The sequence below is a fragment of the Alteromonas sp. ABV2_168 genome, from assembly GCF_056161165.1.
The window spans coordinates 1-15,636 of sequence record NZ_JBSWYQ010000014.1 but is presented as its reverse complement, the minus strand read 5'-3'; the positions used below and the strand labels follow the sequence as shown (position 1 = coordinate 15,636).

Below are 15,636 nucleotides of genomic sequence, written 5' to 3'. Positions count from 1 at the left end.
CCTGCTGTAAGTCTTATACTAAAGATGAAGGCAGTATTTATTGTCTGCATCAATAAGGAGAGACGCCATGATCACCTGCAAACGTATTCTCGCCGTCGTTCAGGCCGACAACCCTGAACAACCTGCCCTTTCAAGAGCCATCGAAATTGCCCGTAAAACCGGTGCAGAAGTACACGCACTGCTTGTTGTATACGACTTTTCTTATGACATGACAACAATGCTCACCCGCAGTGAGCGTGAAGCCATGCGTGATGCGGTAACCAAAGACCGCATTGCCTGGGCAGAAAAAAATCTGACCCGCTACGATGATTATGATGTAAAGGTTGCTGTTGAGTGGAGTGATAAACGTTACGAAGCCATTACCCGCTACACCATTAACCGTCAGGTTGACCTGGTCGTTAAAGCTACCCGCAAACACGATGATTTTGCATCAGTGCTCTTTACACCAACAGACTGGCACTTACTAAGAAAATGTCCGGCTCCGGTTTTACTTGTCAAAGCTCATGCCTGGCCTGAACACGGTAATATTGTTGCGGCAGTCAATGTGGGTACAGAAGACAAAGAACATGCACAACTGAATGACAAGTTGACCGGTATCGCAAAGGATTATGCAGAGTTACTGAGCGGTCAGGTACATCTGGTTAATGCCTATCCTTCTGCCCCACTGAATATCGCCATTGAGATCCCCGATTTCAATCCTGAGACGTATCATAACGCTGTGCGCAATCATCATGTTCAGGAAATGGAAAACCACAGCGCTAAATTTGGGATCGGCGTAGCAAATTGCCATGTTGTTGAGGGATTACCTGATATAGCCATTCCGAAAGTGACTGAACAGCTGGATGCAGAACTCGTCGTCATCGGTACCGTGGGACGTACAGGCATATCAGCCGCCTTTTTGGGCAATACTGCAGAGCATGTTATTGATAACCTGAATTGCGATGTGCTGGCGGTTAAACCTGACGGGTTTACGTCTCCGGTTAAGTAAATGCGCGATAACGGAATGCTGCTTGTGTAGCAGCATTCCGTCTGCTTTTGTATAATGGTACTTTTATTTTTCCAGCCAATTCTGAAGTGCCATGAATCAAGTAACATCTACGCCATCTGAGAACGCCAGTCACAGTGCGCAAAGTAAACAAAAATACAACTTTAACAAGTTGCAGAAAAGACTTCGCAGACATGTTGGCAAAGCCATCGAAGACTTCAATATGATTGAAGACGGCGACAAGGTCATGGTGTGCTTATCCGGCGGAAAAGACAGCTATACCTTGCTGGATATCCTGCTATTTTTACGCAAAATTGCACCGGTCAATTTCGATATCGTCGCGGTTAACCTCGACCAGAAGCAGCCCGGCTTTCCGGAGCATGTGTTACCTGAATACCTGAATTCTCTGGGTATTGACTACAAAATTGTAGAAGAAGATACCTATTCCATTGTTAAAGATAAAATCCCTGAAGGGAAAACCACCTGTTCACTGTGTTCAAGATTAAGACGCGGGATCCTGTACCGTACTGCAAAAGAACTCGGCGCAACCAAAATAGCCCTCGGTCATCATCGTGATGATATGTTGGAAACATTGTTTCTGAACATGTTCCATGGCGGAAAGCTAAAAGCCATGCCCCCCAAACTGGTAAGTGATAATGGTGAACACATTGTTATTCGCCCGCTGGCTTATTGCAGTGAGAAAGACATTCAGAAATACGCTGACGCCACTGAGTTCCCGATCATCCCCTGTAATCTTTGCGGTTCTCAGGAGAATCTGCAAAGACAGAATATTAAAATGATGCTGCAGGACTGGAATAAGCGTTTTCCGGGTCGCATTGAGTCTATGTTCCGTGCAATTCAGAACGTTGCCCCATCACACCTCGCTGATGGCAATTTGTATGATTTTAAAGGGATCAAGGCCACAGGCGCACCGGTAGAAGACGGTGATACAGCCTTCGACAAGCCGGATTTTACCAGTGCGGTCAGTGATGATGCACAATCCCCTGTTCAAATTGTTAATCTGACGGAATAAACCATGAAAATCGGACTCGCACTCGGTGCCGGCGCTGCAAGGGGCTGGACACATATTGGCATCATTGAAGCACTTGAACGGCTGGGCGTTAAGATAGATGTGGTTGCGGGTTGCTCGATAGGTGCTTATGTGGGTGCAGCCTATGCAAGTGGTAAGCTTGAGCCCCTCAAAGAGTGGGCTTGCTCGTTAACAGAATGGCAAATCCTGTCTTTAATGGGTGTTGGCATCCGCAAAGGTGGCATTGCCAGCGGACAAAAAGTGTTTACCAAACTGGCGGAAGAATTTTGCGCCCCGTCTTTTGAAGAGATGAATAAACCCTTTGCTGTGGTTGCCACGGATTTATACTCCGGCCGCGAAGTCATGTTCAACCAGGGGCCCGTTGATAATTGTATTCAGGCATCCTGCGCAATTCCTGCCCTGTTCAGTCCGGTTGAATATAATGGCCGGTGGCTGGTGGATGGTGCTGTCGTCAATCCTGTACCTGTAAACCTTTGCCGTCAACTGGGCGCAGATTTTGTGATTGCGGTGAATCTCAACGCTGATTTCAAGCCTCAGCGCCTGGAAAGACCAGCCGCAGAACATGAAAAAATCCAGAAAAAAACCGATGACTTTTTCTCTAAAGGTTCAAATATTGTCAGGCAGTGGTTTTCACCGGAATCCAGGTCAGATAAACCGGAACCGCCGGGGATCCTGAGTGTCATGAGCAGTTCTCTTGAAATACTGCAAGCCCGCGTGACCCGCTCCAGACTGGCCGGAGATCCGCCTGACGTACTGATAGAGCCTCATCTTTCAGATGTAGGACTGATGGAGTTTCACCGTGCTGGTGAATTATGTCTGGAAGGGGAAAAAACAGTAAACCGGCTGGCGGAAGAAATTAAATATCAGTTAGTCATTGAAGATAATATCGAAGAAAATACGACAATCGGCACCGCTTCATAGGAAGCGGTTCCTTTACATTTTCTGCTTACCGGCTCAGCGCACGGCTTTTGCCGTTATCCTCATCGGCACATCCGGCAAAGTCAGGCCTTTACTTTGTTCTATCCAGTCAGCAGGTAACGTCACGATGCCCATATTGATAGAAGGCGCATCTTTAAGAGGCATACTGATGTTATCATCGGCAAACTGTATATTCAGCCCGTCGACAGTAGGCATCATGAATGACAAAAAACTGCCCATAGCATTGAAGAATGATTTGTATTGTTCGAGCAGAAATACCAGTTCTTCTTTCGTGTAGGTTTTGGAAAGATAAGCCGGCTTCGTCTCGAGCTGAACGGACATATCACACAAGTTCGCCGCTTCCGCCAAATCAATTTCAACCACTGCTTCTGCCATTTTAAGTATCTTATCATCAGGCACGGTGAAGCGGTTTTCCGGCGAAACAGTAAGTGGCATCACCTGTTTTTCTGTGATGATTTTCGCATCGTTAATACCACACAGATACCCTTCCCCTACACGCACAAAACCAAATGCAAATTGCAGAGCTTGCGTATCTTCACCATCGAGCTTTTTAACATGGCTATAGAAACGGCTGTACTCAACCTGAATGGTTTCAGCCGACGCCTGATACATGTTCAGACAAAGAAAGCTTGCTGCCAGTAAAGCCTTTTTCACTACATATAATCCTTGTTATAACGGATCATCGCCTGTAATTCCTCAACATAAGCGACCCCGCGTTCCGAGTAATTCATCAGTCCTTCAGCCAGCGCAACGCCGGTAACAGGAAGCTGATTGCTGCGCAGTGTATTTCGAATATCGCGCAGTTCCTTGTAGGCATAATGGCGGTTGATGTTTCGCATATAGGTATAAGTGGCTTTCGACAGGTTCGGGAACCTGGCCACTTCATGATCGAGTCCGTCACTTCGCCGTGACGGGACAAAACCGCATCCTTTTCTGAAACACCATAGTCCGAAGAAGTTATATCCTTCAGTAGCAAAGCGGCTGGTTCCCCATGCAGATTCATTTGCTGCCTGAGCAAGAACCAGTGATACCGGTAAAATATCTACACGGCGCATCAGTACCTGAAGTTGTTCTGTTAAATCTGCGCCTTCGTCCACTTTGTACTCATTGACCAGCCAAGCTATGCGGTTGGTGTCGTCTTCACTTAACGTTTCACCCAACGATAACTGTCGCTGCAATGTTTGAATATAATGACGCAGAGACAGAAGATATTCGTTTTGTTTCTCGACTTCAGGCTTGAGATACGAGAAGAAAGCTTCCTTTTTCTCCTGCACATTTTCAATCTCTTTGAAGTCCGGTACCGGCTTTCTTGCCTGTTCTGTCACCGGAATATCCAGAATATCCGGCTCCCTTGAGGACATGATCCAGGCATTGATAACAATTACCAGTAATACGGCAACTGTGATCAGTACAATTTTCATCGTTTCTCTTTTATGCATCGAACGTCGACTCCTGTCCCGCTGATTCGTTAACCTGATGATTTTCCGCAGTATCAAACAGTGTGGTATACAGCATACCAGTCACCACAAAATATAGCGGCATAATCACTAAAAAGGCTAACCCGAATGTAAAAATGCTTAACAGGAACAGTACGAGAAAAATAACAAAAAGAACAATAAACGATAGTATAAATTGATTCACTGCTTTGCAGGATGTGATGATGGCCTGCAATACCCCCAGCTTCTTATCTGCAATCAGAGGTAAGGTAAAGGTGGTGGCTACGAAGAGGTACAAACCGGGCAGGATGAGCACAGTCAGCCCTATTTGTACCAGAATTGTAACCAGCAGCTGTGCCAGAGCCAGCGGTAAAACCCAGGACAAATAACGAAATACATCACTGGTTTTAATTCTGTTACCCCTGGCGATATTAACTCCCATCAGTGACAACCCGGCTGACAACGGCGCAACAATCAGGATCATCGCGATATCAAGAATACCCTGTTGTTCAGCGGGCATTGCAGTAAGTTGCTCTATGGGATAAATACCGGAGATCACCATGGCAAACGCAAACACGACCAGTATGATAAGCGCGCACGCCTGAAAAATCGGCCAGAAGTTACTTTTCAGCAGGTTTACTGATGTGGAGGCCAGTTTTCTGAAATCAAATAACCCTTTGCCGTTCAACAGGTTAAAACGGTCATTGTACAAGGCTTTTTTGTTGTCAGGTTGCATATCAGGCACTCAGATACTTCTTTAATTCAATAAGTTGTGGCGATTATACCCCAATGGGCCAGATTGCCTACTACGCTAAGACTAACTTCACAGCCAGCCCGATGAGTAAGACGCCCATGGCCCGGTCGAGCCAGTAGCCTTTTGACCGGATAGCACCTGCAACACGACTGGTGCTGAGCAAATAGGAAAGCAGACAAAACCACGCCCCCGTCGCGAACGACAGATAAAGCCCGTACATTAACCGGATATCTGAAGGCGTTTGTGAGTCAATGATGACAGTGAACAGTGACAGGAAAAATAAAGTGGCCTTAGGGTTAAGGCCATTGGTAAGAAACCCCTGAATGAACGCTTTTTTAGCGCTGATAGCCGGTTGTTTAGCGGCGATTTCAGCACCTGCTTCATTGTTTGTCTGTGCAGGGCCGCTTCTTAGCGCTCCCGAAGCGAGATATAACAGGTAGGCAGCTGCAATATAGGTAAACGCAGTATAAAGCCAGGGTGTGGTTTTCAGTAGTACGCTAATTCCGACGAGTGAATAAGCCACATGGACCAGAATTGCCACGCCAATCCCCACACTGGTGAACATGGCTGTCCTGCGACCATAAGCAACACTGTTACGCACGACTACAGCAAAATCAGGCCCCGGGCTGGCTACTGCCAGCAGGTGTACCAGAGCGATAGTAATAAATTCATCGAAATACGGCGACATTTACAACGTGGCGGTCAATGATAACTCTTCAAGCAGACTGTCGACAAAGTTAGGAACAACTTTAGATGCCGGGCCGTGGTATGACTCATCGAACATGTCGCAGCGATCACTGGGTTGAAGATTCAGCTCCACAGTTCTGGCTCCGCTGTCCTTCGCAACCTGCACAAAGCCGGCTGCCGGATAAACCTGACCTGATGTCCCCACTGAGATAAACAAATCCGCTTTAGTCAAAGCCAGGATTATATCGTCCATTTGTAGCGGCATCTCACCAAACCACACAATATCAGGACGAAGACCTGCAGAAGGTGTGCAACACGGGCAAGGGGTTTGATCATCAAAAGACTCATCCCAGGAGTGAGACTGGCCGGAACCAGTACAACGGGCTGAGAGTAACTTTCCGTGCATGTGAATCATGCGCTGACTGCCGGCTCGTTCGTGAAGGTCGTCCACGTTCTGGGTTACAAGCAGAAAGTCTTTACCAAGCTGCTTTTCAAGTCTGGCCAGTGCACTGTGTGCAGCATTAGGTAACACACCGGGTTCCTGTAATTGTGCCCGCCGTGCATTATAAAAGCGGTAAACCAGTTCAGGATTTGTGGCAAACGCCTCAGGTGTCGCAACATCCTCAACTTTATGGTTTTCCCATAAGCCATTGCTGTCGCGGAATGTCTTCAAGCCGGATTCCGCTGAAATACCTGCCCCGGTTAACACGACGACACGTGGTTTATTGCTCATCATTTAACCTCCACAGGAAAGTGTGAATTAGCTCCCCACTCTGCCCATGCGCCATCATAAACGGATACGTCTGTGGCACCACATAACAGAGCGGCCATGCCGGTAATACATGCTGTAACACCGGAGCCACAACTGCAGATGATTGGTTTATCAAGGTCTATCCCTTTGTCTGCAAAAATCTGTTTGAGTGCTTCCGGTGATTTAAAACATCCGTTGTCTAAGACACATTGAAAAGGCAAATTAAACGCGCCGGGCATGTGACCCCGACGTAGTCCTTGTCTGGGCTCTTCTACTTCGCCATAAAAGCGGGCTTCGCTTCTGGCGTCGATAATCTGGATATCTTGTGAAAGTGCGTTGCTGACTTCTTCAGCATTAACAAACCATTTGCGGGCAGGCGAAGACGGATTGTAAAGTGCATTCCCGCTTTGCGGGACCGCTCCGGAATCAGGATAGCCCGCCGCTTGCCAGGCTGGCCAGCCGCCGTCTAATACAGTCACTTTATCATGGCCTGCTGCTTTTAGCATCCACCAAAGCCTTGGTGCCGTAAACATGCCACGATTATCATAAATCACAACATCACTATTTTCGGTAATGCCTAAGCTTCCCAGTAATACCGCCAGCGCATCAGGAGAGAGATTTGTATGCGGCAAATCTCCTGAATGGTCACTGCCTTCTTCATCAAGATTAATATCAAGGGCGCCGGGTATAATTTGTGAACCGGTAATATCAGCAGTACCGTTTACAGGATCCGACATAATGGCACGGAGTACGCAAATGGCATTTTCATCAAGAGTTTGCCGAAGTGTACCGGCTGAGATTAAGAATCGATTCATTACGTCCCTGCTTAGAACGGCTGTAAATAAAACTGCACGATTCAATCACTATACGAAGATTCATCCTAAAAATACAGCCAATTATCGTCACAAATTTGAAAATTTACGGATTTAAACTAAGGATGCTAAGAATATGAAGTCATTAAGAAATGGTGCCCGGGGCCGGACTTGAACCGGCACGCTGTTACCAGCGAGGGATTTTAAATCCCTTGTGTCTACCAATTTCACCACCCGGGCTTGGGTTGTCTTTCGACTGGTACAGGTTGGAACCTGTTATCGCTGTTGCGATGATGGAGGCGGAACCCGGAGTCGAACCGAGATCCACGGATTTGCAATCCGCTGCATAGCCATTCTGCCATTCCGCCAATTTGGAGCGGGAAACGAGATTCGAACTCGCGACCCCGACCTTGGCAAGGTCGTGCTCTACCAACTGAGCTATTCCCGCATTTTTGCTACCGTTTCAGTTCGCTGCTGCTCTCTGAAACGTGGGGTGCATTCTACCTGCACGGACAAAACTGTCAACAGCAAAAACCATCAAAATACACCTAAATACCTAATTTGCTGTCTGTTTGCCTTTTTTTTATTCGTATTGCACAACAACCAGCCAACCCTTATGGCTTATGACGTCCGGAGAGATGCTTCCAGGCCGCACCGGTATACACAAGCATGGACCAGACTGACAAAACTGCCGCTATATAAAGCAGAATATGCCCCAGCGTTACCCAATAAATGGGGAAGCCCATAAACGTTTCCAGGCCTGATAACAATCCGATTAATGCCAGCATCTGCGCCATGGTTTTCGCTTTACCGATAAAGCTGACTTTTACCGTATCGCTGTAACCCCGCTGTGCCATCCATTCACGTAATGCAGAAATATAAATTTCGCGCACCATCAAAGCGATAGCCGGCAACGTGATCCACAAAGAACCATAGGTATGGGTAATCATGATCAATGCCGTTGCAACAATGAGCTTATCTGCCACAGGGTCAAGGAAAGCACCGAACGGTGTTGACTGTTTCAGCTTCCTTGCCAGATAACCGTCAAACCAGTCAGTTATGGCTGCGAGCCAGAATACAAATGCACCGGCTTCTTTTGCCCAGCGCCAGTCAAGAAAATACACCACCACGAATACAGGAATAAGCACAACACGAAAAAGCGTGATGATATTTGGTACCGTCCACATATTATTACTTCTCAATTTTCATCAATGACATCACACAGGTAAGCATGGTAACACGTCCCTGATTATTCACCTGCTTAAAGATGCAGATGATCGTAAATGGTTTCCGCCAGCTCAGCACTGATCCCGGGGACGTTTGCAATCTCGTCTTTGCTGGCTTTTTTCAAACCCTGCAAACCGCCCATGTATTTAAGCAGGCTTTGTCTGCGCCTTGCTCCGATACCGGGAATCGATTCAAGACTGGAGGTCGTTTTAACTTTTTGCCGGCGGTTTCTGTGCCCGGTAATGGCAAACCGGTGAGACTCATCCCTGATATGCTGTATAAGATGCAGCGCAGGTGAGTGACTTTCCATAGGAATGGTTTCATGAGAACCGGCCAGGATAAGCGTCTCCAGTCCGGGTTTCCGGGTTGTGCCTTTCGCCACACCGATAAGCATGGGCTTTTTATCTTCCGGCCAGTCTTCAAAAAATGACTCAGCCTGTGCCAGTTGCCCTTTACCGCCATCAATAAAAAGGATGTCAGGAATTTTACTGACCTCTTTGACGTTCTTATAACGGCGTCTGAGCGCCTGAGCCATCGCGGCGTAGTCGTCACCCGGCGTTATACCTTCGATATTGTACCGGCGATAGTCGCTTTTATGGGGCCCTTCACGGTTAAACACCACACAGGACGCCACGGTTTGCTGACCGGATGTATGACTGATGTCGAAACATTCCATACGCTGTACCGGCGTATCAAGTTCAAGAATATCTTCCAGATCGAGGTACCTGGCATGCACAGATTTCTGCTGACTGTACTGGGCATCCAGTGCATTTTCAGCATTGGTTTGAGCCAGTTTCAGATACCGGCGCTTTTCTTCCCGTGCACCTTTAAATATCTTAACTTTGCGTTTTGCTTCTTCGCATAACACATCAAGAATACTGTCTTCTTCGGTTAATGCGCGGGGCAACACAATTTGTTTCGGAATAATTTTATTACCTGAAAGATAAAACTGCAGAAAGAACGACTCAAAGATTTCATCTTCACTGGCAGATGCAGGGACTTTAGGGAAATAGGCTTTCGAGCCCAGCAACTGACTGTCGCGGATAAACATAACCTGAATGCACGCCATATTCCCCCGCACTGCGAAGCCGAAAACATCCATTTCATCCTGTGTACCGGACACCCATTGCTGTTCCTGCACTTTACGCAGTACATTTATCTGGTCACGGTAACGTGCAGCAGCTTCGAAATTCAGTTGCTCACTGGCCTTTTCCATTTTATCAACCAGCGTGCCGATGACCTGCTGATTTTTCCCGTTCAGAAATAAGCGCGCAAGCTGGACCTGCTCCTGATATTCCTCATCACTGACATAGCCTTCCACACAAGGGGCGCTGCAACGCTTCATTTGATATTGCAGGCAGGGACGGCTGCGGGCACGGTAATAACTGTCTTCGCACTGTCTTACCGGGAAAATCTTTTGCATGGTACGCAGGCTTTCGCGAACAGCCCATGCACTGGGATAAGGGCCGAAATATTCACCTTTCTTTTTTTGCGGGCCCCGGTGAAAAGACAACCTGGGATGCTCGTGGGCAGAGAGGAAAATAAACGGATAAGACTTATCATCCCGCATGACCACGTTATAACGGGGTTTGTACTTCTTAATGAAGTTATTTTCCAGCAGAAACGCTTCGGTTTCACTGTTCACCACAGTGACGTCCATTGAAGCAATGTTCGCCACCAGAGAACGGGTTTTAGCGTTATCTACGTTTTTGCGGAAATAACTGGATACGCGGTTTTTAAGATTCTTTGCTTTACCGACATAAATCACATCGCCCTGCTCGTTGTACATCCGGTAGACACCGGGCTGACTGGTCAGGTTTTTAAGAAACGCGTTGTGATCAAATGCCGGCATTGAAATTAAAGCAAATTAGAATCGATGAGTTTGTGTCGTAGCGCCAGGTGAGTCAGTTCCACATCAGTGGATACCCCCAGCTTTTCAAACATCCGGTAGCGGTAACTGTTAACAGTTTTTGGGTTAATACAAAGTTCGCTGGCGATTTCAGGTACCTTCTGACCTTTGGTCAGACGCATAGCAATATTCAGCTCACGGGTAGAAAGCGAATCGAAAGGATTGTCGCTTTCCGGAGTAATACGCCGCATAGCAATACTTTCAGCGATGTCCGCAGGCAGATACTTCTGACCGGAATGTACCTTGTAGATAGCCCGGATCATCTCTTCCGGATCAGCGTCTTTGGTTAAAAATCCGAATGCACCAAGTTGCATAACCTGCGTGGGAATGGGGTGTTCTGTATGCATAGACAAACAAATCACCCGCGTATTCTCAGACATTCGTACAATTTTTTTAGTGGCTTCCAGTCCGCCCATGCCGGGCATATTGACGTCCATCAGGACAATGTCGGGCGCATCAGTTCTGCAATGTTTAACAGCGTCTTCCCCGTTTTTCGACTCGGCTACGACTTTGAAGTCGGATACATCGTCCAGAATACGTCGAATCCCTGTTCTGACCAGTTCATGGTCATCTGCCAGGATAATCTTAATCACGTTTTTTGCTCACTGAATCATCGTTATTATTGATTTGATTAGCGGTCTGTTTACCACCACGGGCATAATAACATGATATCTGCGGCTGTGAACATGCTGCCGTCAGAAAGGCGATCAAAGCTGTGGTAAATCAAACCACAATGCTTCTGTGTCAGTCCCGGCAGTGAGTTTAAGCATGTCATCCTGATAGACGCCGATGCCGTCACCGGCTGAAAATTCATCACCTTCCAGTGTCAGGTCACCTTTAATCAGATGCAGATAGCCAAGCCGGCTGCCTGTTGACAATGTAATGCCCTCACCTTCTTTTAATATTAAGCGGTGTAACGACATGTCCTGATGTACCTTTACTGTACCGTCAGCACCGTCCGGTGTCATCAGAGCTGTGAGCGCCCCTTCCTGAGCGATGGTTTTCTGTTCATAACCCGGCGCGATACCTGTTTCTGCAGGCAGCACCCAAATTTGTAAAAAGTGTACCGGGTCAGTTTGCGACGCATTGTATTCGGAATGCCGTATCCCTGTACCTGCAGACATGCGTTGAATGTCTCCGGCCGGAATCGTATCACTGTTCCCTGTGCTGTCTTTATGTGCCAGCGCACCACGGGTTACATAAGAAATAATTTCCATATCGCGGTGACCATGCGTATCGAAACCACGTCCCGGCGCGACGTTATCGTCATTTATGACTCTGAGTACCGAAATTCCCATGTGCTCAGCATCATAGTAACGGCCAAAGGAAAAGGTATGTTTTGATTGCAGCCAGCCAAAATCAGCTTTGCCTCTGGCATCTGCTCTGCGAATGTAACGCATACTAATACTCCGGAAAAATTGGACAGGCCTAGTGTAGTCCTGTTAACCGGGATTAATACTCCATTATCTACAACGAAATGTTCTATTTATTAGAACTAATAGTGAGCAGCAATTCGCCAACATGCTTTATCACCTCGCTTGAGGTGGCAAAATTAAGCCGGACAAAACCGGGAGAACGAAAGTCGGCTCCGTCATTGGCAGCAATGCCGGTACATTTGAACAGGTAGTCAGCGGCAACGCCCGGAGCAACATGATTCAGATAATCGCGAAGATCCAGCCAGAGAAAAAAGGTCGACTGAGGTATACAGGCGAGTAACGATGAGTTGTGCAGTAGTCCGGTGAGAAGAGCACGGTTTTCACTGATCTTTTCCCCCATAGTCTGCAGCCATAAATCGTTAAGCTCGTCGTATGCCAGAATTAATGCCTGTCTTGCCAGTGCGCCTGCAAACAAGTGGGAACGCGTGATCGCTGCGCGGACTGCATCCCGCCATTGCTGATTAAAAATGATGGCGTAGGCTGCCGCCGGAACATGGGTGAGATTGTAAGATTTAGATGGCGATTGCAGCACAATGATATTGCTTTGATATGCTTCCCCGATACTGACCAGAGAAACAAATTCGTTTCCCTCAGCAATAAAACCGCGGTGAACTTCGTCACAAATTAACGGAATGTTTCTCCGAGTACACCACTCAGCCAGCGCCTCCAGTTCGTCCCGTTGCCAGAGCCGGCCGGTTGGATTATGAGGATTACAGAGCAATACCGCAGATAAGTCATCCGGCAGTGACGATAAATCTATGTGAACATTGCCATCGCTGATATCCAACGTCAGCGGGCAAACTTTGCGTCGTGTTTTTTCTGTCACGGCGAAAAACGGCCCGTAAGAAGGTATGAATATCCCCACCTTATCGCCGGGCCGCGTCAGACTTTCCAGGGCAATGCCCATTGCAGCGATAATACTGCAGCAATCTACAATGGAAGATTCATCTATATATTCCCCTCTCCGCCAATGCCACTGACTGACAGCGGCAGTAACAGCCAGTTGCTGATAACCAAAATGAGAAGACAGGAAGCGGGAAAGACCATGATTGACCATTTCCGGTGGCGGAAAATCCGTATCCGCCACCCACATGGGAAATACCGGTTTTTCGGATGCGCCATAACGGTTTGTCACATCATCAAATTTAAGTGAACCACTGTTAAAACGCTGCTGAAATTCCTGCACTATTTTATCCGTTCAAAGACATTAAATTCAGATAGTGAATGCTGGAATTTTCTCTTCGTTTCTCTTATCACAAAGGGAATATCCTGTGGGGCAGCCACACGACGGAAATCATCACCTAAGGCTTGCTCCAGTGCCATCGTCGACGTGAGTGTTTCACCATTCGCGTCTTTATAGCCACCGAGCCAGTTTTCTCTGGCAGTATATTCTTCTAACCAGGTAAACGGCGATGCAATGATCAGCAATCCTCCCGGATTTAACCGTTCACGAATGCTTTCGAGTAACCGGGCGGGTTCGTAAACACGGTCAATCAGATTGCTCATAAGGATAAGATCATAACCAGTAAACTGGGGCTTCAGGTTACAGGCATCGCCCTGGGCAAAATGCACTCTGTCTTTATTTTCGCTCAGGCCAAGATCTGCCAGTTTTGCCACTTTAAATTCGGTCAGCTCCCCTTCTTCAATCAGGTTGTAACGGATCTCACCGTGTTCCTGCATGGCAAAAGCGGTCTTAATAAAGCGTGCAGAAAAATCAATGCCGTCAACGTGATCGAAGTATTTAGCCAGCTCAAATGAAGCGCGGCCTGTTGCACAGCCCAAATCTAACGCCCTGGCTTTGGGTTTAGCACCGGTAAACTGCATGGCAAAAGCTACAGATGCGGCACCAAAATTTGGCACACCGTAATATGTACTGCCATAGTGGAATTCACTGTACTGTGATACCTGCGTGTCACTCTCGTAATCGAGATCGTTCACTTTAATTACCTCGGTAGATTCAACATAACGGAAACCCGCATGCTGGAAAAAATGACGACGGAAGGCATAACGACTGTGCGCCATGGCTTCATTTCCCGTCGAAATCCATGAACCACCTTTAAATAAATTGTGCTTATTGTCAAAAGTCGGCGTGGTGAAATCATCATACAGAGGATGCACCTTGAAACCGTCGAAGGGATAGATGGGCGTTTCTGTCCACTGCCACACATTACCCGCCACATCGTAAAAGCCCCCCATTGAGAACAGGTTCACCGGTGCTGATGATGCACCATGATGCAGACCCGTGTTCCACTCTTCGCGCCATAGTGACTCTTTCATCCCTGCGTGTTCACACAAACGCAACCACTCATCTTCTACCGGTAACTGAATATGCTTGCCACTGCGCTTTGACAGCCAGTTACAAAAGGCCTTTGCTTCATGGTAATTGACGTCCACAGGCCAGTCTTCCGGCAGCGGAATTTCTGTTGCCAGCGTGCGGTAAACATAGCTATTTCCCTGCTCCCGCCAGAAAACAGGGTGCCTGGCGCCGGTATAGGACAACCATTGTCTGCCCTCTTCCTCCCACAAACGAGGCTGAGCGTAACCACCATCTTTCACAAACGCCAGAAACTCACCGTTACTGACCAGGTACTGTGACGCAGAAAAAGATTTTACTTCTGCACTGTGCTCACCGTATTCGTTGTCCCAGCCATAGTAGTCTGCGTTAAATGGTTTACCTGCTGAGACTTTTCCGCCGGGCACGGGAAGCAAAGTATTCTCAGGGGCTTCACCGGACTCCGGATACGGTGCCCATTCTGGTTGGGGTTGTACAAATCGCAGAGGTAACTGGCGGATGAGAACAGAAGACGTTTCAAGGTGAATGCCTTCATGCTCAATGCCCATCAGAACAGGCCACATAGGGCTTTCCCAGTCTATGGGTAATGAAAAATCCATTGTCAGAATCAAGTCGCTGACCAGGCGTCTTACCTGAGCACGGTAGGCAGTGACTTCTTCAACGGCAGGCCAGTCATAGTGAGCGTCATTGAGGTCATCCCAACTCATCTCATCTACACCGATGGCAAACAAAGATTCAAAATCAGGATTGATACGGTCATTAATAAGTTTCGCCAGTACCAGTTTATTAATAAAAAAAGTGGCAGTGTGACCGTAATAAAAAATAAGCGGATGACGTAATTTTTCCGGCCGCTGATAGTAACCGTCATCTGATTTTAATAACGAGAAAAGACTTTCGTAACGGTCAAAAGACTGTTGAAAATAAGCCAAGATTTCTTTTCTTTTTTCTTCAACAGTTCCCTGTTTCAGATGTGGTGTGTGAAGAGCGTTCATGAAAACCCCGGATGGTGAATTTTTATTAGGTGTTTCTCTGTTATGGATATCTTTGTTACGAATCGAGGCCGGTACCTGACAACACTGGCGGGAGCCATCTGATCTTTTGTACAGAAAACAGTAGCAGAATTCCAGACCTTACCGTGGGAATACGGAAAGAGCACCACTGAGATCAATGAATTAAATGTAATGGAATTGTGTGACCGGAAAGTTTCAACCGTTTACACGGTGCGAAAAGTAAAAAGGCCCGCTTAAAATAAGCGGGCCTTTTTGGAATGTGGCGGAGAGAGAGGGATTCGAACCCCCGGAAGGTTTGACCCTTCGCCTGATTTCAAGTCAGGTGCATTCAGCCGGACTCTGCCAT

At 47.4% G+C, this 15,636-nt stretch carries 15 protein-coding genes and 3 tRNA genes; 3 read left to right on the top strand and 15 right to left on the bottom strand.

All coding sequences use genetic code 11. From position 1 onward, the window contains the following. Positions 1-67 precede the first annotated feature (67 nt). From uspE to rssA, 3 genes are all read left to right on the top strand, one after another. Positions 68-988, top strand: coding sequence for a universal stress protein UspE (uspE, locus tag ACXAH4_RS18245; protein WP_303574687.1), 921 nt, complete (start codon positions 68-70; stop codon positions 986-988). A gap of 91 nt (positions 989-1,079) precedes the next feature. After that, on the top strand, positions 1,080-2,018 hold the full coding sequence (gene ttcA, locus ACXAH4_RS18240) for a tRNA 2-thiocytidine(32) synthetase TtcA (RefSeq protein WP_474844220.1): 939 nt from the start codon (positions 1,080-1,082) through the stop codon (positions 2,016-2,018). A 3-nt stretch (positions 2,019-2,021) separates the two neighbouring features. After that, positions 2,022-2,957: a patatin-like phospholipase RssA gene (gene rssA / locus ACXAH4_RS18235; RefSeq protein ID WP_119501402.1), complete on the top strand. Its 936-nt coding sequence runs from the start codon at positions 2,022-2,024 to the stop codon at positions 2,955-2,957. A gap of 33 nt (positions 2,958-2,990) precedes the next feature. Here the strand turns inward: rssA and ACXAH4_RS18230 are convergent, their stop codons facing one another. The 15 genes from ACXAH4_RS18230 to ovoA all read right to left on the bottom strand — a co-directional run bounded on the left by ACXAH4_RS18230 (position 2,991) and on the right by ovoA (position 15,272). Further along, positions 2,991-3,629 carry a DUF2987 domain-containing protein gene (locus tag ACXAH4_RS18230; RefSeq protein ID WP_474844222.1) on the bottom strand — a complete coding sequence of 213 codons (639 nt, stop codon included), beginning with the start codon at positions 3,627-3,629 and terminating at the stop codon, positions 2,991-2,993. Next, positions 3,629-4,414: a glucosaminidase domain-containing protein gene (locus ACXAH4_RS18225; RefSeq protein WP_474844223.1), complete on the bottom strand. Its 786-nt coding sequence runs from the start codon at positions 4,412-4,414 to the stop codon at positions 3,629-3,631. The genes ACXAH4_RS18230 and ACXAH4_RS18225 overlap by 1 nt, the downstream gene beginning before the upstream one ends. Continuing rightward, entirely contained in the window at positions 4,407-5,156 is a 750-nt protein-coding gene (locus tag ACXAH4_RS18220) for a hypothetical protein (RefSeq protein ID WP_474844224.1), read from the bottom strand. Before ACXAH4_RS18220 ends, ACXAH4_RS18225 begins: the two co-directional genes overlap by 8 nt. A gap of 61 nt (positions 5,157-5,217) precedes the next feature. Then, a complete protein-coding gene (locus ACXAH4_RS18215; protein WP_303574693.1) occupies positions 5,218-5,853 on the bottom strand; it encodes a LysE family translocator in 636 nt (211 codons plus the stop codon). After that, on the bottom strand, positions 5,854-6,588 hold the full coding sequence (gene cobB / locus ACXAH4_RS18210; RefSeq protein ID WP_474844226.1) for a Sir2 family NAD+-dependent deacetylase: 735 nt from the start codon (positions 6,586-6,588) through the stop codon (positions 5,854-5,856). After that, positions 6,585-7,418: a sulfurtransferase gene (locus ACXAH4_RS18205; RefSeq protein WP_474844227.1), complete on the bottom strand. Its 834-nt coding sequence runs from the start codon at positions 7,416-7,418 to the stop codon at positions 6,585-6,587. The genes cobB and ACXAH4_RS18205 overlap by 4 nt, the downstream gene beginning before the upstream one ends. Before the next feature lie 150 nt (positions 7,419-7,568). Beyond that, positions 7,569-7,655, bottom strand: a tRNA-Leu gene (locus ACXAH4_RS18200). A 54-nt stretch (positions 7,656-7,709) separates the two neighbouring features. Beyond that, positions 7,710-7,783 (bottom strand) — tRNA-Cys (locus tag ACXAH4_RS18195). Between the two features lie 4 nt (positions 7,784-7,787). Further along, a tRNA-Gly gene (locus ACXAH4_RS18190) sits at positions 7,788-7,863 on the bottom strand. A 166-nt stretch (positions 7,864-8,029) separates the two neighbouring features. Next, positions 8,030-8,602, bottom strand: coding sequence for a CDP-diacylglycerol--glycerol-3-phosphate 3-phosphatidyltransferase (gene pgsA, locus ACXAH4_RS18185; protein ID WP_119501408.1), 573 nt, complete (start codon positions 8,600-8,602; stop codon positions 8,030-8,032). Positions 8,603-8,676: 74 nt separating this feature from the next. After that, entirely contained in the window at positions 8,677-10,494 is a 1,818-nt protein-coding gene (gene uvrC / locus ACXAH4_RS18180; protein ID WP_474882907.1) for an excinuclease ABC subunit UvrC, read from the bottom strand. A gap of 5 nt (positions 10,495-10,499) precedes the next feature. Further along, on the bottom strand, positions 10,500-11,144 hold the full coding sequence (gene uvrY / locus ACXAH4_RS18175; protein WP_119501410.1) for a UvrY/SirA/GacA family response regulator transcription factor: 645 nt from the start codon (positions 11,142-11,144) through the stop codon (positions 10,500-10,502). A 114-nt stretch (positions 11,145-11,258) separates the two neighbouring features. After that, complete coding sequence (locus tag ACXAH4_RS18170) at positions 11,259-11,951, bottom strand: pirin family protein (protein ID WP_474882905.1); 693 nt, start codon at positions 11,949-11,951, stop codon at positions 11,259-11,261. Between the two features lie 82 nt (positions 11,952-12,033). Then, on the bottom strand, positions 12,034-13,173 hold the full coding sequence (locus ACXAH4_RS18165) for an aminotransferase class I/II-fold pyridoxal phosphate-dependent enzyme (RefSeq protein WP_474851520.1): 1,140 nt from the start codon (positions 13,171-13,173) through the stop codon (positions 12,034-12,036). Continuing rightward, the gene (ovoA, locus tag ACXAH4_RS18160; RefSeq protein WP_474851518.1) at positions 13,173-15,272 is read right to left on the bottom strand and encodes a 5-histidylcysteine sulfoxide synthase; all 2,100 of its coding nucleotides are present in this window, start codon (positions 15,270-15,272) and stop codon (positions 13,173-13,175) included. Before ovoA ends, ACXAH4_RS18165 begins: the two co-directional genes overlap by 1 nt. Positions 15,273-15,636: the final 364 nt, after the last annotated feature.